Source organism: Paenibacillus sp. MT86, from assembly GCF_058792535.1.
Map to the genome: position 1 here is coordinate 3,689,792 of NZ_CM179499.1, position 18,191 is coordinate 3,707,982.

Here is an 18,191-nt window from a genome sequence, read left to right on the forward strand (position 1 = left end):
TCCCCCTTCTCCTCAGCGCACCGAAATCTTGCTTTGATAGGCTAGCCCGACCCTTTTCCTTTTAAATGCTCCTCCGAGCTCAAGATGGTTGAGCATACACATTACAACATCGTCATAAGCAACATTGAGTTCTTGAAATCGGCTGAACAAATGACCGGCTATTTCTGCCTCGGAATATTCCTTGATCGTCTCCGACATCGGAACGGGCAAGGTTTCCGCTGTTACATGTAGATGAACCGGATCTGGATGCTCTCTTGAATCCATCATGGTTCCCGGACACATCATGGACCAATCGAGCCCAGTCCGTTGCAGCCTTTCGAAATTCAGGTTGTGATTTTTATACTCGGGTGGGAAGCCGGGTAAATGGTTGCCGATCAGATCGGTATATGGAATATCCAGCAGACCGGCTCCTCCCATGACCCATACCCGCCCAGAGAAACTAGGCTCCAATTCACATTGGCTTATGATGTTATCGACGATACGAACAAACTCTTCCCCCTGTCCCGCATGACCGGCCGCAATAATAGCGGCGTCTTGATGCGCAAGCGCCTCGCTGACGCTCACTGGGTTCAACATATCGTCCACGATCACCTTCACATGTTTTGCGGAAGGCTCACCTAGTTGATCATAGAGCTTCTCAGAATTCCGAACAAACGCGGTCATTTTATGCCCCATTTTTATTCCTTGTGCCAGTACTCTTTTCCCCGTATTCCCCGTCGCTCCAAAAACAATAATGTTCATTGTTCTTTCCTCCTCTTTAACGGCTCCAATATTTGGTTGACTCAAGCTTAGCATCGCTTCAAAAAGATGTTAAGAACCCACTTTAAAGTAGGGTACTTACTTAAAAGTAAGCTTCACAGAAAGAGAACCCATATTGTGCGCGGAGGTCGGGACAATAGGAAAAATCTTGTGGCAGATTGTGCGGCTGTAGACGAAAAAAAGCTGCCCGGAATTCCGTGGCAGCTTCTGTTATGGGTTGATTGAATTAGATTCGATTTCATTAAATCAGCTTTATGACGCTGACTCTTCATACTTCCGTCTATTATGATTTTCTCCCCAAGCACACATGACTTCTGCTACAGGAATCAATGTTCTGCCGTATTCACTAAGGGAATATTCAACTTTTGGAGGGATAGCAGGGTAGACCGTTCGGTCGACTATGCCTTCGCGTTCCAAATCTCGGAGATGTTGGGAAAGCATTTTTTGTGAAACATCAGGTATAAGCTTTTCCAGATCGTTGAATCGCTTTGTGGATTCAATCAAATGCCATAAAATCAATGGCTTCCATTTGCCGCCTAAAACATGCAGGAGTGTTTCGACTGGACATTCGCGCTGATGAATCATGGATCAATCATCCCCCTTACTTTTGAGTACGTGTATTATCCGATATTAATATAACAAAATTTTACATTACGGATACCATCAAGTCAATCAGAAACCATTCTAATCGCCGATGGTATTACTGTTATGACTTGGACATTTATCGGTAATTTGATAATATTAATTGTTTTCCTTGTGGGAACCATACTGGAACGAGCTGTCAAAAAATAACGCCGAGGACACTGGTACCCCAACCTTCCGTGGCTATCCGCGACCGCTTCGGAATTTGTCATTCACCTAGGGTGGACTGCTTGCCATCATTATACAAACCTGCATTATCTTTTGTTTTGTCTTTTCTTAGTACTCTTTTTTCTTCCCTGCTTCCCTACCCCAAATTAATCTCCCGGATCTTTTCCAGCGACACTTTCGGTTTTCGGTCTTCGGTAAGCAGGCCGTTAACCTCATGCTGAACGTCCGTAATCTGCGTATAACAGTAACCGGAGATAAACGGAACTGCTTTAATCGCTCCGGTTATGCTGGCGAATCGCTCCAGGAAAGCTTCCTCACTCTCAACCTGATTGCCGTAACCCCAGCCATGCTCGCTCCTGAATGCAATCCCGCCAAACTCGCTGATGATAATCGGTTGCCCTTTATAACTGTAGCCTTGGGCGAACGCAAATTTCCACTCGTTGTACGCACCGTTGCTACCCGTAATCGAGTCTTTATCCTTGTATGTTTCGTACAAATCTTCGCCACGCTCCACATAATCATGAAGAGTCAAAATATCAGAAATGGTGTGCTCCCATCCATCATTAGTGATGACTGGGCGATAAGGATCAATAGATTTGGTCAAATAATAAATACCTTCCGTAAATTTTTGCTGCCGATCGTCATGGATAATATTCTGAATGCCCCAGGATTCATTAAATGGTACCCAGGTAATGATGCAGGGATGATTGTATTGCTGCTGCACAACTTCAATCCATTCCTTTGTAAAACGTTCCACGGACTCATCGTTATATTCAAAAGCAGCCGCCATTTCGGACCAGACCAGCATACCTTTGACATCACACCAGTATAGGAAACGAGCGTCTTCAATTTTCATATGCTTGCGCAAACCGTTGTAGCCCATTTCGGCGATCGCCTCGATATCTTCGATCAGCGCTTCTTCGGACGGAGGCGTCAGATGACTTTCGTTCCAGTATCCCTGATCCAGAATCAATCTTTGGTAAAGGGGAATATTGTTCAGAAGAATTTGTCCGTCTCGGATCGAGATTTTGCGCATGCCGAAATATGAACCCACCCGGTCGATCTCCCGTTCTCCTTCATACAGCACAAACTCCACATCAAACAGATTGGGATTGCCCGGAGACCACATGTTCTGCAGCCATGGCCCGTTGATGCCGCTCATCATGCTTGTTTCCACCGTCAGCCAGGCTCTGTCCACCGAAAGGCTCAGCTTTCTTACCGTTTCGCCTTTAAATGTGATTTCTGTCTCCAGCCGGAGATCTTTTTTGTTTTTCGTCCCGTTAAAGCGGAAGTCGAACCGAATCATTTGGCGGTCGATGTCCGGTGTCATTTTCACCTTATCCAAGCGGGTGTCATGGACATGTTCGAACCAGACGCTTTTCCAAATGCCTGTCGTCTGCACATAAAACGAATCATGATTTCGTCCGGCCCAGCGCTGTTTGCCCCGAGGCTGCAGACAACTATCGCTGTCTTCCACTTTCAGCACAATTTCATTTTCGGCGTCTTGCTTGAGGAGGTCGGTAATATCCAATGAAAACCGAGCATACGCCCCTTCATGCTCCCCCGCAAAACCACCGTTCACCCAACAGGTAGCTTTATAATCCACGCCTTCGAAATGCAGGATCGTTTGTTTCCCTTCCGCTTCTGGGGAAAGTGTCAGTTTTCTGCGATACCAAATCTGCGCATGGAATGTCTCCTCGCCGATTCCGCTCGCCTGGGTTTCATAGGTAAAGGGAACGTTTATTTTTTGTGCAGCGGGAAAATGGTCCATAAAGCGTTCCGCAACACCGGCTTTTTCATCATCGAAACAGAAATCCCACGCTCCGTTCAGATCCAGCCACTGGCTCCGTACAAATTGGGGTCTCGGATAGTTTTTTATATAAAATTTCGTAGCTGCTGTGGGCATTTTAGCACCTATCCTCTCTCTAATAACTGATGTATAATCTGTATTTCTTATCACAGATTACTATCTTGATCCGAGAAAGAAAATGATTTATCCTATCCTTTGACTGATCTATTATCCTTTCTAGGAGTGGAAATCATTGATACATCTAAACCGATGTGGATATAACGTGATTCATCCGGAAGGCTTCACTGTTGACCGCCCGGACGGCTCCGGGGATTACGTCTTTTTATTCTTCCGGAGCAAAATGGAGCTTAAGATTCATTCGCAGGCTGTATTTGTTGAACCTAATACCTTTATTATTTTTAACAAAAACAGCCCGTATTTCTACCAGCATGCTGAACAACCTCTGGTCCATGACTGGTTTCACTTTGATATGGAGGACGCAGAGGCTTTTTTTGATCGCCTGAATCTCCCTTTAGATACCTTATTCAAAGCATACGACCCCTTCTATATTTCCAGAAAAGTGAATGATATTCATTGGGAGAATCTGCAGAACGGAACCTTCCGAAATGAGATCATCGATTATACCATTCGCTGCCTGTTCATGAAGCTTAGCGATATTCGAAATCATTTGGAGCCACACCATCAGATTAGTAAATACTACGATCAGTTCCTGAAGCTGAGAAATGAAGTTTTCAATTCTCCTTCTACTTGGTATACGGTCGAGTTCTTGGCGGACAAGATGAATATGAGTCGGGCGTATTTCCAGCATATGTACAAACAAATCTTTGGCATATCGGTAATTAACGATATCATCCTTAACAGACTAGGATACGCCTCCTATTTACTGAAGAACACATCGTATGCGATCAGCCATATTTCTGGAATATGCGGTTATGAGAACGATGTACATTTTATGCGGCAATTCAAAAAATACGTAGGACTAACTCCGAGTGAATACAGAGGAAGGGCTGATGGTAGGCAATAATTCTATTTCTCTCCTCATTACTTCAGAAAAGGAATCAACCTGCGCGTATTGTGCAGTGTTTTCGAGGCAAATAATCAACGCGATTTGTGACTCGATGCAGACAGAAACGGACTAGCTTATGGTCGAACGCTAGTCCGTTTCTGTTTGCAAAATAATGAGTCCCTCAGTTCAAGCATTGAACTGAGGGACTTTTCCTCTTATGCAATTTTTACCTCCAATCCTGTACTTTTTTCACCTGTACTACAGGCAGCATCATGCCGTCATCCATGCCCATCAACGTCACGCTGGATGATTCGGGTATCTCATCGTGCTGTGTAATATCTACCGGGGTATCAAATATCGGTTCCGCATAAGCAAGATGCGTCCGGCCTCGCGCCAATATCTGGCGGTAATTCCCGCTTTCGCCTTCATAACCGTCATGGTCCCACGGAACGAACGACCGAGCGTTACAATAATGGCACACATAGGAGCGGCGATAACGGTCCTTCGTTCGGTTCCGATATGAACGGTGGAACAAATGGGAATCAAAGAACAGCACATCTCCAGGCTTCATTCGCACTGGAATGGGGGCCGGATAATTGGACACCACTTTGGATAACGTGTTGACCTCATCGTCGAGGTGACTGACATTCTCCACGGAATGGAGATCGGTGAATGCTTCTTTAGCATGAACACTGCCGCCGTTATTCCCTGGCGGTGGGTAAATCGGTTCGTGATTGGAACCGGGAACGACCCACAAGCGAAGGCCTCATCCTCCCCGCCCCAGCCGATAAACCGTTCATCATATCCCCCCACCGCATCAAACGCATTTCGTTTTAATGCATTCAACCCTCCCAGATAATAAGCGCTGTTCTCATCTCTATTTCCCAGTATCGTTGGGATCGGCCAATCCGCTGTTTGAGACAGGATCATTTGCGAGATGTCCTCCGGCAGCCGTAATATACGACTGAAGGGGATAACCCATTGACGATCATTCACGTAAGATATCGTTTCCAGCACGAGGTTGGGATCATATACGATATCACAGTCGGCAATCATGAATACATCTCTGGTTGCTTGGCGGGCTGCGCGGTTAATGGCTTTCGACCTGCTGAATGGATTACCGGAGACCTCACCGATGCATACTTCTATGCCCGGCATCGTCCGTGAGTAGAAATCCAGCACCCACCTGAGCGCAGCATCCCTCGGCCCGCCTTGATCCGACTGGTAGGGAATCAGAACGGAAACTTGTTCAAACATCTTTTTCTTCCTCCTCTCCTGCAGAGCTTGACTAAATTTGAAACAAAACGCGGAGCCATCGGCTCATCGCATGGTCGATCCTCCAACCTGACTCTATATGACTCCTGCACCTTAACCCGATTTCTCGAAGTTCATCCGTCCGACTTCTCCAATGGTTAATCTTGTGTATAAAATCTTCGGGAGAGTCACTATCCAAAATCAGTCCATGGGCAGCCGGGTGAGCTGCATCTTTTGCATTACCGACATTCGTGGAAAGAACGGGAACCCCGCAAGCATACGCTTCCAGCACAGTAGCCCCGCTTCCTTCATTGGCTCCCGTGTTCAACAACAAGTTCAACTTATGATAAAAACCCGGCATGCTTTCGTAAGTGTGAGCACCGGAAGTTTCGATAAAAGCGATTCCTTCATCACTCTTGAAATGCTCTTTAATCCGCATATACAAAGTATTGTAGTTTTTAGAGGTTTTCGAGGGATCTCCGGCCCATCCGATCACGATTGGAGCATTGTCTATTCGAGCCATATGCAATGGCTGAAACAATTTGTCATCCACGAAATGACCGATATACTCCACAGATGTGTTCGGCGCTACAGCCTGCAAGATGGAGGCCAGTCTCCGATTTATAGCGCCCAGCTTTCCGATTCTAGGAAGGACCAGCCTGAGAAAGTCAGGATCGGGAACGAGTTCATCCTTCCATTCCCTATAGGTTTCGTAGTGTTTACTGAAGTAATAATAGGAGACGGCTGCCGCTGAATCGATGCGGATATTCTTGAAAACGCAATAAGCCGCAATGCCAAGACACATGGCGGATATGTGATCATATTGGTGATTCAACTCTCCACTGCTTTTGTGTTCAAGATAGAGATCCAATTCGCTCATAGACATGAGGTCCAACGATGGATGATATTGCTGAATAACCTTGGCATTCTTACCCAGGATCCACCAGGGCACGTCATAGATCAGCAAGTGCCTTCCCATAATGTCGACCTCCTTATCCGCTCGTAATAGAGTATATTCGACTCCTCCCCGACAAGTTTGCAAGACCATGCAAAATGATGAATACGTCCATCATTAACAATAAAAAGCTGCCCATGGCGTAGAATGAAACCTACACTAAAGGCAGCCGTATAATTCCAATGAATTTGACTGATAACTAAACTTTTTTATCGATAATATGTTCATTGGCACGGATCTCTTGAATTTCTTTTCTCAATGCTCTCATCTCTTGAAGCATGGCATCCATTCTAATGATGAAAATCTCTACAAAATCCATTTAATCAAGAACCTCCGTATTATGATGGCTGAATGAATTCCTTAAGCAAGCCCTGCATCATGGCAAAAATCAGTTCGGAATCCTGCAGCTTATTCTCCTTTATCCCGCGCCAGCAGTCCGTGACGCTCATACGTACCACGTCAATGCGCTCGTATCCCTCGAGCTGCTGGCCGGATTGGCTTATTACCTCATCGGTATAATAGACATGTGCGATCTCGTTGCACCTCCAGGACGCCGGGTACAGCTTGCCTAGGTAGTGAAGCTCACCGCAGATGAAGCCTGTTTCCTCCAGCATTTCACGTCGAGCCGCCGATTCCAGGTCCTCTTCCTCGCCTACGCCGCCGCCAGGCAGCTGAATAACGTAATCATCCACGGCCGCTCGGTATTGACGGATCAGCAGCAGCTGATCGCCATCCTTTGCCAGAACAACAACGGACACATAATTTTCCTTGGTATAATATACTTTGCCTGACGTTTCCTCGTAAATCGATATTCCGTTATGGCGGATCAATAACTCGCTATTTACCATACGGGCAGGTGCTCCTTTTCAAGACGGTTGGTCATTTCCTCCCGTCGAATTCTTCTTTCAGGATGGAGAATAAATAGGAATCATGATAACGGCCCTTAAACCATAAGTGCTGCCGTAGATGCCCCTCCTGCTTCATTCCGATGTGACGCATGACGCTAGCAGACCCGACGTTTCCCGGCCGACAGGTGGCATAGATCCGGTTGACTCCCAGTTCCTCGAAGCCGAAGCGGCACATGACCCTAGCGGCCTCGGTAGCATAACCCTGCCGCCAATAAGCGGGATTCAGACAGTATCCAAGCTCTGCATTCGTATCGGATCGATGAAGCCCCACGCCTCCGATCAATTGGCCGCCATCCTTTAATACGATCGCCAGCTCGTAGCTGTCACGGGGGCTCTGCTCTATCATTCGGCGGATTTCCCCTACATACTTCCATGTATCTTCTTCCGTATTGGGTCCCCACATCGTATACTCGGTCACTCTTGGATCTGAAGCATAGGCATGAATACTCGCAAAATCCTCATCCCGGAAATCGCGGATCGTCAGTCTAGGGGACTCTAACTGCATAGGTACCTCACTCCTTCATGAAGCCTCCGGCACAGGCGGAGGTGATTTTTTCCAATTATACCACGCTGTATGTCGCAGATAAAAAAAGAAGCCGGGCAGCCTATCCCCCAAGCTTCTTTCAATATCTCACATTAAGAAAATCCTTCCAGTTTCTTCTCCTTGTCATGCGTTTTGAACTTATGAATATAACGGGAAAGCACGCCATGTCGCGGAGAGGACAGAAAGCTGATGATAAATACGATTCCGGTTGCGAATGCCATGGATCCCGAAATGGAGGTGTCCAGCCATACCGCGATATAATAGCCCATAAATGCCGATATGACGCCAAAGGCCCCGCTTAGCGCCAGCATGATGGAGAGTTTATCGGTCCATAGATAAGCAGCCGCGGCAGGCGTTATTAACATAGCCACCACCATGATCGCCCCCACGGCATCAAAGGAGGCCACCGTTGTGATGGAGACGAGCGACATGAACACATAATGCATAAGCACGACGGGAATGCCGATGCTGGCCGCAAGTGCCGGATCAAAGGAGGTGATCTTCCATTCTTTATAGAATGCCAGGATCACGATAAGCACGACCAAGAGAACGGCTGCCAGCATAAAGGTCGCTTTCGGTACCTCGCCTAGAAGCGGAACGTGCATCACATCCCATGGCACAAACGTGATTTCGCCCATGAGCGCATGCTTTGTATCCAGATGGGCGTTGCCAACTTGGGTCGCAATCAGGATGACGCCGATGGCAAACAAGGTTGTGAAAACAACGCCGATGGATGCGTCCTGCTGTACGCCCCGGGAATGAAACCATTGAACCAGTACCGCCGTCAGCAGGCCGGCTATGATCGCACCGACCAGCATATGCGGACCGCTGAGTTCTCGGGTGACGATAAACGCCGTGACGATGCCGAGCAGCACGGTGTGGCTGATGGCATCGGCCATCATCGCCATTCGGCGCAGAATCAGGAACACGCCGACGATGCCGCAGGACAATCCGACGAGCGAGGCTGTGAGTAAGATCCATGCGGTATAAGTCATTGATTGCTCCCCCTCTCGGAAATCCGGGGACCAAGAACGGTTTGACTGCCCGCGTCCCTATGCTCTTTTTTCTGGGAGCGGAGCTGCAGAGCCTGAATCAGAAGACCCTTCTCTGCGCCGAAGACCAGAGAGATCGTGAACAACGCGGAGGAAGCTACAACGATAAAGGGCCCTGTAGGCCATCCTTTTCCCAGAGTGCTCACGAGTGTACCGACGAACCCGGCGCCGCCTCCAAATACAGCCGACAGAATGACCATCATTTTGAAGGATTGTGTCCAGTATCTTGCACTGACGGACGGAATGATCAGCATGGCCGCCATCAATATGACGCCGACGGCCTGAATGCCGATGACGATGACGAGAACGAGCACTCCCATATAGAGGGTATTCATCAGTCTGCCGTTCAGCCCTAACCCCCGGGCAAAATCGGGATCAAACAGAAATAGCTTCCATTCTTTAAAACCAATCGAGACAACGAGAATGACCAGAACAGCCAGGATTAGCATCGTAACCACATCCTTGCGAACCATGGATGCCGCCTGCCCGAAAATAAAGTTATCCAGTCCGCTTTGATTCCCGCCGCCCGTACGGTTCACGATCGTCAGCAGCATAATGCCCAAACCGAAAAACACGGATAGTATCATGCCCATCGCCGTATCCTCTTTAATGCGGCTGGAAGTCCGAATCCACTGGATCATCCAGGCCCCGATTAAAGCGCTGGCGGCTGCCCCGAGAATCATGACCAGCAGGTTCTTGCTTCCCGTCAAAGCGAATGCGATCACGACACCCGGCAGCGCCGCGTGAGACAATGCATCGCTCATCAGGCTTTGCCGCTTCCAATAGGCAAGACAGCCGATCATGCCGGCTGCCATGCCCAGGATTAACGTGCTTAACAGTACCCACTGTGTGTTCGGCGACAATAATGAATTGAGCATGCTTTACGCCTCCTTCATCCAGCGAAGCGAACCGCCGTATGCGCGGTAAACTTGATCCTTCGTGAAGACGTCTTCCGTCTTCCCGTGCGCAATGACCGTACGGTTCAACAGCAGCACATGGTCGAAATAATCTTCAACCGTCTGCAGATCATGATGGACCACCATCACGGTTTTGCCCGCCTTTTTCAGATCCTTCAGGGTTGTCATAATCGCCCGCTCGGTTGCGGCATCGACTCCAGCTAACGGCTCATCCATGAAATAGAGATCGGCATCCTGAACGAGCGCCCTTGCGAGAAATACGCGCTGCTGCTGTCCGCCGGAGAGCTGACTGATCTGCCGGTCGGCAAAGTCTGCCATGCCCATCTGATCAAGCGATGCCATCGCCTTATCCTTATGGCTCTTGTTTGGCCGTTTCAGCCACCCTACCCGTCCGTACAAACCCATCATGACGACATCCAACGCATCGGTCGGGAAATCCCAGTCCACGGACCCCCGCTGCGGCACATAGCCGACGCGGGTTTTCGTTTGGCTTAAGCTGGACCCGAAGAAGGAAACATTCCCCGACAGCTTCGGATGAAGCTCCAGCATGACTTTAAGCAAGGTGGATTTGCCGGCGCCGTTCGGCCCGACAATGCTGGTTAGCGAGCCCTGCTCCACGCTGAAGGACACGTTGTGAAGCACTTTATTTTTTCGATACGATGCATGGAGATCTTGAACTTCAAGTACAGACATCTTATTCACCACTTCCTGTTAACGCATGATAGATTGTTTCGACATTATGACGGTACATTCCGATATAAGTGCCTTCCGTCGTTCCCGTCTCGCCCATGGCATCGGAGAAGAGCTCGCCTCCAAGCTTAATGTCCAGCCCTTTCTTGGCAGCTCCTTCAATGACGGCATTGATCGATGCCGGGTTGACGCTGGACTCGACGAATACGGCAGGCACCTTGTGTTCCAGCAGTAGGTCGATCGTGCCGTTAATATCCGAGAGGCCGATTTCATCCTCAGTGCTCAGGCCTTGAAGGCCGACGACTTCCAGACCATGCATACGGCCGAAATACCCAAAGGCATCATGAGCGGTAACCATGACCCGCTGCTCTTCCGGTATTTGCCCCAGCTTATCCTTTGCCTCCGCTTTCAGCTCATCCAATTGCGCAAAATACTTCTGCTTGTTCTCTTCAAAATAGTCGGCATCGGCGGGAGACAGCGACTTCAGCTCTTCCACTGCAGAGTCCAAGGAGGTCTTCCATAGATCGATATCAAACCATACGTGGGGATCGGTCGCCTGCGTGTCATCCTGAAGCAACCGATCCTTCGGGATGGCGTCCGCTATCGCCAGCACGGGTTTGTTTTTTCCGATCTGTTCGAAGATTTCCGTCATATTGCCTTCCAGATGAAGTCCGCTATAGAAAATAACATCCCCGCTATCCAACTTCTTGATATCGCCTTGTGTGGCATTATATAAATGCGGATCGACGCCAGGTCCCATCAAGCTCAGCACCTCCACCCGATCTCCTCCGATGACGGAGATGGGTTCCGCAATCTGTCCAATAGTGGTTACCACGCGTATTTTCTTGTCGGCCTGCTCGGTTGCCGCTCCGCTCTGCTTCGCTTCCCCCGATGCGCATGCGGATAATACCAGCAACAAAACCAGAATGGCTGCCCCCATGAATATCCTGCCTCTACTAGTCCTCTTGTTCTTCATCTTCTTCTCCTCCACTCCAAATAAATAATGAGTCGACCATTCTAATGTAAATGAAAACCTCGTCCTGCCGTCGTACAATTGTTTTGGATTAATGCAACATTAATTCCTATGTACAAAAAATAATCCATCTTTAGGTTTTTGTCAATGTTATTTTATAAATTCGTACACGCGGTATCTCATTTCATTTCTTCAAAAGCTTGATTTAATCCATAATATCCGAGCAATCAGGATCTATTTTTCGCATAGGCAAAATATTTAGCTGTATTTAAATATTTTAATAGGCTAGGATTTCATTCATGTTCAATGCACAAAAAAAGACGACTTCTCGTCAAGAGAAATCGTCTTTTTTTCATATGGTTTGATCAATCACAACCCTTGGGTTATCCAAAAAACCGAATGTGCGCAAACTTGGTTTTTAAACGGTCGAATTTCTTCCTGCTATTGCTGCGGTTATCGGGCAATAGCTTCACATCGGCCAAAGCACCGATGGTTTCTACCACCTCGTCGATTGACAGATGATCGGTATCGATATGACGCTGGAACACTTCATTCGAGAATCCGCTCATGCACCGATCGATTTGCTGCGCTGCCCACGAATTCGCACCTTCCCCTCGGCTCCGCAATCGTCTTAGCAGGACTTCCTTGGAAGCACACAAGGTGAAATGCCGGACAACAACGCCATCCCGTCTCAGGTTCCCAACGATTTCATCGAAATATGACGCGTTTGATATGGTCATCGGAGCAATGATCAATTGATCGGATTCCTGGTCCATATACTTGAACATGGAGTAGTTAAACTCCCTCCACATCGGATAATGCTGAAAATCATCGCGTGTGGCATCCTTCGGAAGATTATCGCGAATGAAATAACCTGCATTCTCCGGATCGTACACGCACGAGTTCGGTATTCTTCGCTGCAGCTCATGCGCAGCCTGGGTTTTGCCCGAGCCGAATGCACCGTTCACCCAAATAATCATAGATGAAAGTACCCCTTCCTTAACAGGGTTTTGCTTGTATCACATGTCGTCTCTTATGTAAAATTATGCTTTTCTCAGAAAGTCCGGCAATCGAGTCAACGTTTTTCCGTGATCGCGGACAAATCCATATTGTTCGTATAGACCATGGGCATCCCGCGTCGACAAGATGCCGAATAAATTTCGGTAGTCATCGCTGGTGGTAATCGTTTCGATTAACTTCTTTCCTATGCCATGCCCACGGTAAGACTCATCCACAAACACATCGCATAACCAATACACGGTTGCGTCGTCGGTCACGACCCTGGCAAATCCGATCTGCCGGTTGTCGATATAGGCGCCAAAACATGTTGAGCCCTCTAGCGATTTCTTAATTTTTTCATCGGAGCGTTCGTTAGCCCAATAGCTTTGACGCAAAAAATGTACAATGGCATCCATATCCAGGAGGGAAGGGTCGCTGCTTATCAAAATCCGCTTCAGATCGATGTCCATCATCACACCGTCAGTTCCTTTTACCAGAGCCAAATGCAATCACGTAATTGTCCGGATCCTTGATCGCAAAATCCTTCCACACGCCCCAGTCTGCTTCCATGAGCACAGGCTCTTGTACCACTTCTGCCCCGCGAGAGGTTAGTTCTTCATACAACTCGTCTAATTCGCGGTGCGTATCCACATAGGCGTATGTATCCCAAGGCGTCTGTTGATCCTGGCCTGGCGGATTCGGGTTAACGTCCGTCATCGTTGCCGCCTGAATCAGTTTGAAACCTAGCGCAAAATCATCCCTGACCGCCCAAACATCGTTCACTTCACAACCGAGCACCTCTTCATAAAACTGCTTGGATCGGGAAAGATCGGATACCAATCGAACTTGAACTGAGAATTGAATCCTGCTCATAAGATCATCTCCGGCTACTTTTCCTTCCATAATACAATCGTCCGACTCGCTTAACAAGAACTTTTCGTAAGTGCTGAATGCTAAGAATAAAATTCGATGGCAGGGTTGCCTGCATACGTGGTTTCCGAATATTCGCCCGCCTTATATTCCGAGATGATCGTTGTCCAGAAGTTTTGCGCCGGCAGATTTTTTTCCAACCAAGCGATGCTCCACTTCCCCTTGAACCATTCGAATACTTGGAATGCCGCCTGTTTGCCGATACCCTGCTTGCGGTATTTCTTAAGAATAAAAAATTCTGCCATGGAGTAACCGGGATCTGAAAGATCTGATGCTTCGATTTCCCTCACCAACACAAATCCGGCAAGCTTCCCGGATACTTTGACAAAGTAAGGGTGGCGTCCCTCTTCGGTCCAGTAATGGTCTACATACTTATAATCGTAAAGACCGTACTCGTTAACGTCATTATCGCTATCATCCTCATACGGACTCATATCGTATTGATATAACTCCATGAGGCTGCGCAATACGCTCTTCTGTTCATATGAAATCCTTGCAAGTTTCACATTCTCACCTCTCATGCCATCTCAGCATTTTTATAATTTTAACGAAACACCCTATTCCACATTCTATGTAACCATCCTGCCAGTTATATGTGAAGACGGCAATGGTCATACCATCTACTGGTCATAGACTAGCAATTTCCATCTATTGCTGAGCCATTCAATAGCTTGTAAAATATAACAGTTAATATATCACACATAGTTAAGGAGAGAAACCCATGACGACAGTCCAACAGCAAGCGGCCAAGCGAGCCATGATCGAATGGCTGGCAAATGAACGAGAGCTTGGACATAAGCCCAGCAAAATCGAATTAGCCGGAGAATTCAATCTCCATGGCATGCATTACTACATATTTAAATATAAGAAATCCATGCTTGGTAAATGGCTGGTTGGCGTGTGCGGCGGTTATGAACATGCCTCGGACACCGAGCATTGCGGTCATGTATTCAGTGAGATGCAGCCTTATCATCCTGCCACCGCGGAGGAGGAAGCGATATCCATGGTCAATATGATCCGGGAGTATTGGATGCAGCAGGCGGCGCAGTATGAATCGGCGGAGAATCCAGAGGATGACGCGGCAGACAACCAAACGTCATCCGGCATATTCAACGGCTTCGTTCTGTTGAACTCGCCAGAATGCGATTTGGAGCAGATCCAAGCCAATCTTCTGCGCGATTGGAGCATCTCCTGCTCCCCGGAAGACGGCAGCGCCGAAGAGGAGAAGGAAGGCATGCTGGTCTTTGAGGCGGAGGGCTGCATGATTGCAGTCAGCTTCATCAATGCCCCGGTGCCGGATGGCGAGGCCGAGCATTACGCTCAAGGGAACTACCTGTGGCCCGAGGCCGCCGAGGTCACCCAAACCCATGTTGCCCAGCTTATTCTGGCCGTGCTGAAGCGCTCCGCGTCTCCGCTGGATAGCGGAAAAGTGTACGCCAAACTGGCGGCCAGCTGCCTGAAGCTGCCGAATGCCGTCGGGCTCTACTCGTCCGGCACCGTATTTCAGCCTGAGTTCTATATCGATATGGCCGAAACGATGAAGACCGAAGATCTGTTTCCCCTGTTAAATCTCGTATATTTTGGTTTAGTTGGCACCGAAACCGGAATCAACGGATATACCTATGGGCTCAGAGCCTTCGGCAAGGATGAGATCGAGGTGCTGGACAGCCAGGCGACCCCTGCCGAGCTCCGTGAATTCCTGATGGACATTGCTTTATACATCGTGGAGCAGGACGTCACGCTAAGGGACGGGGAAACCATCGGCTTCTCCGCGGAACAGAAGCTTCCGATTACCCGCTCCGAGGGCGTGTATCTTCCTGATGACACTCTTAAAATCAAATACTGAATTTAACGAATCAACTCTCCGACAAAGCACGCCTAGCCATCGATATGGACTTGGCGTGCTTTTTATATTTTCCAACGACTACGACTTTGTTGACGGCTTCCACTCCTTGACGGAATTTGCAACTGGCATACGCTGGGCGGCCGCTATCATTTTTGCCAAATTGCTCGATTTTGCTATAATAGAAATTGCATTAAATCTATATTTAATGCAATTTCTGTTCTAAACGATTGGACGGGTGTGAAGCGATGAACTATACCGAAGTTTTTGAGCACTATGAGCGGGAAATGAAGCTGTTTCTCTCCTATATGAAGGATCGCGAATACGCCAAGGATACACAACAGGCCTATCTTCATGATATCAAGCACTTTCTGAACAGCCTTGAAGGGAAACCCATCACGGATATCACAGACATTGATGTGATGTATTATCTGACGCAGGTGCGGGAAAGCGGTGCCGGCGCACGATATCGAAATCGCTGCCAGTCCGCCATCCGTCTCTTCTATAAAGTCATGATCCGTTTCAAATTGGCGAGCACCAATCCTGCCATGGATATCGAAAAAGCCAAGGTGGAGAAAAACCGTCAGCCTACCTATCTTCAAAAGCCGATTCTGGATGCTTGCCTGAGCGGGATTGAAGGCAGATATAAAATTCGAGACGTGACCATCATTGCGCTTATGGCTTATGCGGGTCTTCGGGTTAGCGAGATCGTGAAGCTGAATGTATCGGACTTTGATCTGGAGAACTCCAGCATCGGAGTGCTGGGTAAAGGCAATAAATGGAGGTACATCCCCCTCCCCGCCGAATTGAACAAGCTGCTGCAAATGTACCTGGAAGAACGGATGGCACCCAGAAGCTCAAAGGATAACGCCTTCTTCGTATCGCAGTTTCGGCGCAGAATCAGTAAACGCATGGTGCAGACGATAGCCGAGAAGACGTTTGAGGCGATGACCGAGCAGTTTCCGCAGTTATCCGGGCAATCTCTATCCGCTCATAAGTTAAGACACTCCTTTGCCACCGAGCTGCTGCGCAACGGAGCTGATCTGCGTGCTGTGCAGGAGCTCCTCGGACACGAGGATATATCCACCACGCAGATTTATACCCATGTGCTGGATGAGACTAAAGAGCGCGCCATGAACAAAATCCGACCGGCGATCCCCCTTCTCTTCTCGACTAAGCCGTGACAAAGGACACGGTTTGCAAGCACTCAACCTGTAACATAGTCACCGCTCATGTTCCTTCTGCAAGTGAAAACGGCAGCAACCATGCTGCCAAAGGAAGTTCGGATTCCCAAGTCCCGTATGCACGCGAAAAAGCCCCCATTCACTAGGGGGCTTTCCTGCAAATATGATGCTCCTGTTACGCCTGAATGAACAGGCTGAACTCCTGGCCATTTTTGACCGGTTCCTGTGCCATGGTGTAGCCGTGCTTGACGACTTCCTCCGGCACGTTCCGAAACGCGGACGGACAGTCTGAAATGACCTGAAGCATTTGTCCTTTTTTCATATCACGCAGCGTTTCGAGTGTATAGATGACCGGGTAAGGACAAGATTCCCCCCGGAGATCCAGAGTAAAATCAACGGACATGGGTTGCATCCCCTTTCTTGAATCCTACGCCGAAGCGGTAGTTTTTTTGCCAGTACGCGGCGACAGCGAATCCGACCCCGAGTACGATGAGCGTAACCGTTAAAGCAGCCGCCGGACCCATGGCGGTGATCAGGTTGACAGGCGAGCCGCTCTTCACAAGCAGATCGTATACCCCCATGTGATCCCAAGCGTATGCTAATGCGGTAGCTCCTACAATGTTACCGATAAACACAGGCAAGAAGACAACCTGTCCTTCCATCAAACGGTACATCATGCCGGTTTCGCAGCCGCCGGCCATGACGATGCCCAGACCGAACAGCAGTCCGCCAATCAAGGTGCTGGGAGCGGCAATTTTCGTAATCGGCTCTAATCCGTACACAAGAATAATGACCAGCGTGGCGACGGAACTGACTGCCATGCCCAAAGTGATCGCTTTGGTCATCGTGGCCCGGCCGCTGATCCACAGATCACGAAAAGCGGAAGTGAAACAGATCTGCCCTCGTTCAATCAAGATGCCGAACGCTGCGCCGAATAGAGCGGCGGTCCCCAGCATGGTGCGGCCCGTTGCATAGAAGCAGACAATCAGCGCGAGGTAAGTCAGACCGAGTACCGCCCCAAAGAGCGGTTGCCGGTTTTTACCCTGTTTAACGCTCGGCAGGCTGCCGCCTTTTTTCAGCACGGGCTTGCCTTTCCACCACCTTGTGTTGACCAGCTTGGCACCCAGGAAAGTGCCTGCCCCCGTAGCCACGATGAAGATCCAGGCATGAAGCGAGAACTGAGGCACACCGGTAAAAAAGGCAGCGAGGTTGCAGCCCAGGGCCAGTCGGGCTCCGAAACCCGCGATGATGCCTCCGGCAAACCCCTGTACATACCGCCGCTTCTGTCTCGGCATGCGGATCTTGAAATTGCCGCTTAGCAGAATCGTAATCAGGGCTCCGATGAACATGCCCCAGACGATCCATCCGTCGGTCCGCGTCCAGGTCGTGCCGTTCATATGGACAAGGTCGAAGTACGCCCAGCCGGAAACATCCACCCCCACGAATTCCAGAAGATGCCCGCCCAGACGGGTGAACTCACCGGTTACGGCCCAAACCGTATGGGTGATACCGAAATAGACGGCGCTGAGAATACCGGCCATAGCCATAACCAGATAG

General features: G+C 48.9%; 20 protein-coding genes and 1 pseudogene. 3 read left to right on the forward strand and 18 right to left on the reverse strand.

What is annotated here, in order from left to right:
• Positions 1-12: 12 nt before the first annotated feature.
• From AC3RCL_RS16275 to AC3RCL_RS16285, 3 genes are all read right to left on the reverse strand, one after another.
• Entirely contained in the window at positions 13-741 is a 729-nt protein-coding gene (locus AC3RCL_RS16275) for an NAD(P)-dependent oxidoreductase (RefSeq protein WP_492530701.1), read from the reverse strand.
• Between the two features lie 270 nt (positions 742-1,011).
• Positions 1,012-1,344, reverse strand: coding sequence for a winged helix-turn-helix transcriptional regulator (locus AC3RCL_RS16280; protein ID WP_096773909.1), 333 nt, complete (start codon positions 1,342-1,344; stop codon positions 1,012-1,014).
• A 361-nt stretch (positions 1,345-1,705) separates the two neighbouring features.
• On the reverse strand, positions 1,706-3,475 hold the full coding sequence (locus AC3RCL_RS16285; RefSeq protein ID WP_492530703.1) for a glycoside hydrolase family 2 protein: 1,770 nt from the start codon (positions 3,473-3,475) through the stop codon (positions 1,706-1,708).
• Between the two features lie 136 nt (positions 3,476-3,611).
• On the opposite strand from AC3RCL_RS16285, the gene AC3RCL_RS16290 reads away from it, so the two are divergent.
• The gene (locus AC3RCL_RS16290) at positions 3,612-4,403 is read left to right on the forward strand and encodes a helix-turn-helix domain-containing protein (RefSeq protein WP_492530705.1); all 792 of its coding nucleotides are present in this window, start codon (positions 3,612-3,614) and stop codon (positions 4,401-4,403) included.
• A 208-nt stretch (positions 4,404-4,611) separates the two neighbouring features.
• On the opposite strand, the gene AC3RCL_RS16295 is transcribed toward AC3RCL_RS16290, so the two are convergent.
• The 13 genes and pseudogenes from AC3RCL_RS16295 to AC3RCL_RS16355 all read right to left on the reverse strand — a co-directional run bounded on the left by AC3RCL_RS16295 (position 4,612) and on the right by AC3RCL_RS16355 (position 14,113).
• Positions 4,612-5,142, reverse strand: coding sequence for a phytanoyl-CoA dioxygenase family protein (locus tag AC3RCL_RS16295; protein ID WP_492530708.1), 531 nt, complete (start codon positions 5,140-5,142; stop codon positions 4,612-4,614).
• Positions 5,143-5,195: 53 nt separating this feature from the next.
• Positions 5,196-5,642, reverse strand: a pseudogene (locus tag AC3RCL_RS16300) (hypothetical protein); the annotation flags it as partial.
• Between the two features lie 31 nt (positions 5,643-5,673).
• Positions 5,674-6,618 (reverse strand): glycosyltransferase, encoded by a 945-nt coding sequence (locus AC3RCL_RS16305; protein WP_492530710.1) that lies wholly within the window; start codon positions 6,616-6,618, stop codon positions 5,674-5,676.
• A gap of 314 nt (positions 6,619-6,932) precedes the next feature.
• Entirely contained in the window at positions 6,933-7,442 is a 510-nt protein-coding gene (locus AC3RCL_RS16310) for an NUDIX hydrolase (RefSeq protein WP_192571975.1), read from the reverse strand.
• Between the two features lie 31 nt (positions 7,443-7,473).
• Positions 7,474-8,007 (reverse strand): GNAT family N-acetyltransferase, encoded by a 534-nt coding sequence (locus AC3RCL_RS16315; protein ID WP_036663096.1) that lies wholly within the window; start codon positions 8,005-8,007, stop codon positions 7,474-7,476.
• A 131-nt stretch (positions 8,008-8,138) separates the two neighbouring features.
• Positions 8,139-9,041 (reverse strand): metal ABC transporter permease, encoded by a 903-nt coding sequence (locus AC3RCL_RS16320; protein WP_492530714.1) that lies wholly within the window; start codon positions 9,039-9,041, stop codon positions 8,139-8,141.
• On the reverse strand, positions 9,038-9,976 hold the full coding sequence (locus AC3RCL_RS16325; RefSeq protein WP_492530716.1) for a metal ABC transporter permease: 939 nt from the start codon (positions 9,974-9,976) through the stop codon (positions 9,038-9,040). The genes AC3RCL_RS16320 and AC3RCL_RS16325 overlap by 4 nt, the downstream gene beginning before the upstream one ends.
• Before the next feature lie 3 nt (positions 9,977-9,979).
• Positions 9,980-10,708 (reverse strand): metal ABC transporter ATP-binding protein, encoded by a 729-nt coding sequence (locus AC3RCL_RS16330; RefSeq protein WP_096773636.1) that lies wholly within the window; start codon positions 10,706-10,708, stop codon positions 9,980-9,982.
• 1 nt (position 10,709) lies between these two features.
• Positions 10,710-11,681 carry a metal ABC transporter solute-binding protein, Zn/Mn family gene (locus AC3RCL_RS16335; protein ID WP_192571977.1) on the reverse strand — a complete coding sequence of 324 codons (972 nt, stop codon included), beginning with the start codon at positions 11,679-11,681 and terminating at the stop codon, positions 10,710-10,712.
• Between the two features lie 380 nt (positions 11,682-12,061).
• Positions 12,062-12,658 (reverse strand): AAA family ATPase, encoded by a 597-nt coding sequence (locus AC3RCL_RS16340; RefSeq protein WP_036663100.1) that lies wholly within the window; start codon positions 12,656-12,658, stop codon positions 12,062-12,064.
• A gap of 63 nt (positions 12,659-12,721) precedes the next feature.
• Positions 12,722-13,147, reverse strand: a complete 426-nt coding sequence (locus AC3RCL_RS16345) for a GNAT family N-acetyltransferase (protein WP_036663621.1) — start codon at positions 13,145-13,147, stop codon at positions 12,722-12,724.
• Positions 13,148-13,157: 10 nt separating this feature from the next.
• Positions 13,158-13,550, reverse strand: a complete 393-nt coding sequence (locus AC3RCL_RS16350; RefSeq protein WP_145036252.1) for a VOC family protein — start codon at positions 13,548-13,550, stop codon at positions 13,158-13,160.
• A gap of 80 nt (positions 13,551-13,630) precedes the next feature.
• Positions 13,631-14,113 (reverse strand): GNAT family N-acetyltransferase, encoded by a 483-nt coding sequence (locus tag AC3RCL_RS16355; protein ID WP_192571978.1) that lies wholly within the window; start codon positions 14,111-14,113, stop codon positions 13,631-13,633.
• 215 nt (positions 14,114-14,328) lie between these two features.
• On the opposite strand from AC3RCL_RS16355, the gene AC3RCL_RS16360 reads away from it, so the two are divergent.
• Both AC3RCL_RS16360 and AC3RCL_RS16365 read left to right on the forward strand, forming a co-directional pair.
• The gene (locus AC3RCL_RS16360; RefSeq protein WP_492530721.1) at positions 14,329-15,453 is read left to right on the forward strand and encodes a DUF4261 domain-containing protein; all 1,125 of its coding nucleotides are present in this window, start codon (positions 14,329-14,331) and stop codon (positions 15,451-15,453) included.
• Between the two features lie 245 nt (positions 15,454-15,698).
• The gene (locus tag AC3RCL_RS16365) at positions 15,699-16,634 is read left to right on the forward strand and encodes a tyrosine-type recombinase/integrase (RefSeq protein ID WP_492530723.1); all 936 of its coding nucleotides are present in this window, start codon (positions 15,699-15,701) and stop codon (positions 16,632-16,634) included.
• Positions 16,635-16,809: 175 nt separating this feature from the next.
• Here the strand turns inward: AC3RCL_RS16365 and yedF are convergent, their stop codons facing one another.
• Positions 16,810-17,037: a sulfurtransferase-like selenium metabolism protein YedF gene (gene yedF / locus AC3RCL_RS16370; RefSeq protein ID WP_192571981.1), complete on the reverse strand. Its 228-nt coding sequence runs from the start codon at positions 17,035-17,037 to the stop codon at positions 16,810-16,812.
• Positions 17,027-18,181 (reverse strand): selenium metabolism membrane protein YedE/FdhT, encoded by a 1,155-nt coding sequence (gene yedE / locus AC3RCL_RS16375; protein ID WP_255250530.1) that lies wholly within the window; start codon positions 18,179-18,181, stop codon positions 17,027-17,029. The genes yedF and yedE overlap by 11 nt, the downstream gene beginning before the upstream one ends.
• Between the last annotated feature and the right edge of the window lie 10 nt (positions 18,182-18,191).

Excerpts from the sequence above, each read along its gene's own strand:
- AC3RCL_RS16275 (WP_492530701.1), bottom strand. The coding sequence starts at position 741 with ATGAACATTATTGTTTTTGGAGCGACGGGGAATACGGGGAAAAGAGTA.
- AC3RCL_RS16280 (WP_096773909.1), bottom strand. The coding sequence starts at position 1,344 with ATGATTCATCAGCGCGAATGTCCAGTCGAAACACTCCTGCATGTTTTA.
- AC3RCL_RS16285 (WP_492530703.1), bottom strand. The coding sequence starts at position 3,475 with ATGCCCACAGCAGCTACGAAATTTTATATAAAAAACTATCCGAGACCC.
- AC3RCL_RS16305 (WP_492530710.1), bottom strand. The coding sequence starts at position 6,618 with ATGGGAAGGCACTTGCTGATCTATGACGTGCCCTGGTGGATCCTGGGT.
- AC3RCL_RS16310 (WP_192571975.1), bottom strand. The coding sequence starts at position 7,442 with ATGGTAAATAGCGAGTTATTGATCCGCCATAACGGAATATCGATTTAC.
- AC3RCL_RS16315 (WP_036663096.1), bottom strand. The coding sequence starts at position 8,007 with ATGCAGTTAGAGTCCCCTAGACTGACGATCCGCGATTTCCGGGATGAG.
- AC3RCL_RS16320 (WP_492530714.1), bottom strand. The coding sequence starts at position 9,041 with ATGACTTATACCGCATGGATCTTACTCACAGCCTCGCTCGTCGGATTG.
- AC3RCL_RS16325 (WP_492530716.1), bottom strand. The coding sequence starts at position 9,976 with ATGCTCAATTCATTATTGTCGCCGAACACACAGTGGGTACTGTTAAGC.
- AC3RCL_RS16330 (WP_096773636.1), bottom strand. The coding sequence starts at position 10,708 with ATGTCTGTACTTGAAGTTCAAGATCTCCATGCATCGTATCGAAAAAAT.
- AC3RCL_RS16335 (WP_192571977.1), bottom strand. The coding sequence starts at position 11,681 with ATGAAGAACAAGAGGACTAGTAGAGGCAGGATATTCATGGGGGCAGCC.
- AC3RCL_RS16340 (WP_036663100.1), bottom strand. The coding sequence starts at position 12,658 with ATGATTATTTGGGTGAACGGTGCATTCGGCTCGGGCAAAACCCAGGCT.
- AC3RCL_RS16345 (WP_036663621.1), bottom strand. The coding sequence starts at position 13,147 with ATGGACATCGATCTGAAGCGGATTTTGATAAGCAGCGACCCTTCCCTC.
- AC3RCL_RS16350 (WP_145036252.1), bottom strand. The coding sequence starts at position 13,550 with ATGAGCAGGATTCAATTCTCAGTTCAAGTTCGATTGGTATCCGATCTT.
- AC3RCL_RS16360 (WP_492530721.1), top strand. The coding sequence starts at position 14,329 with ATGACGACAGTCCAACAGCAAGCGGCCAAGCGAGCCATGATCGAATGG.
- AC3RCL_RS16365 (WP_492530723.1), top strand. The coding sequence starts at position 15,699 with ATGAACTATACCGAAGTTTTTGAGCACTATGAGCGGGAAATGAAGCTG.
- yedF (WP_192571981.1), bottom strand. The coding sequence starts at position 17,037 with ATGTCCGTTGATTTTACTCTGGATCTCCGGGGGGAATCTTGTCCTTAC.
- yedE (WP_255250530.1), bottom strand. The coding sequence starts at position 18,181 with ATGGCTATGGCCGGTATTCTCAGCGCCGTCTATTTCGGTATCACCCAT.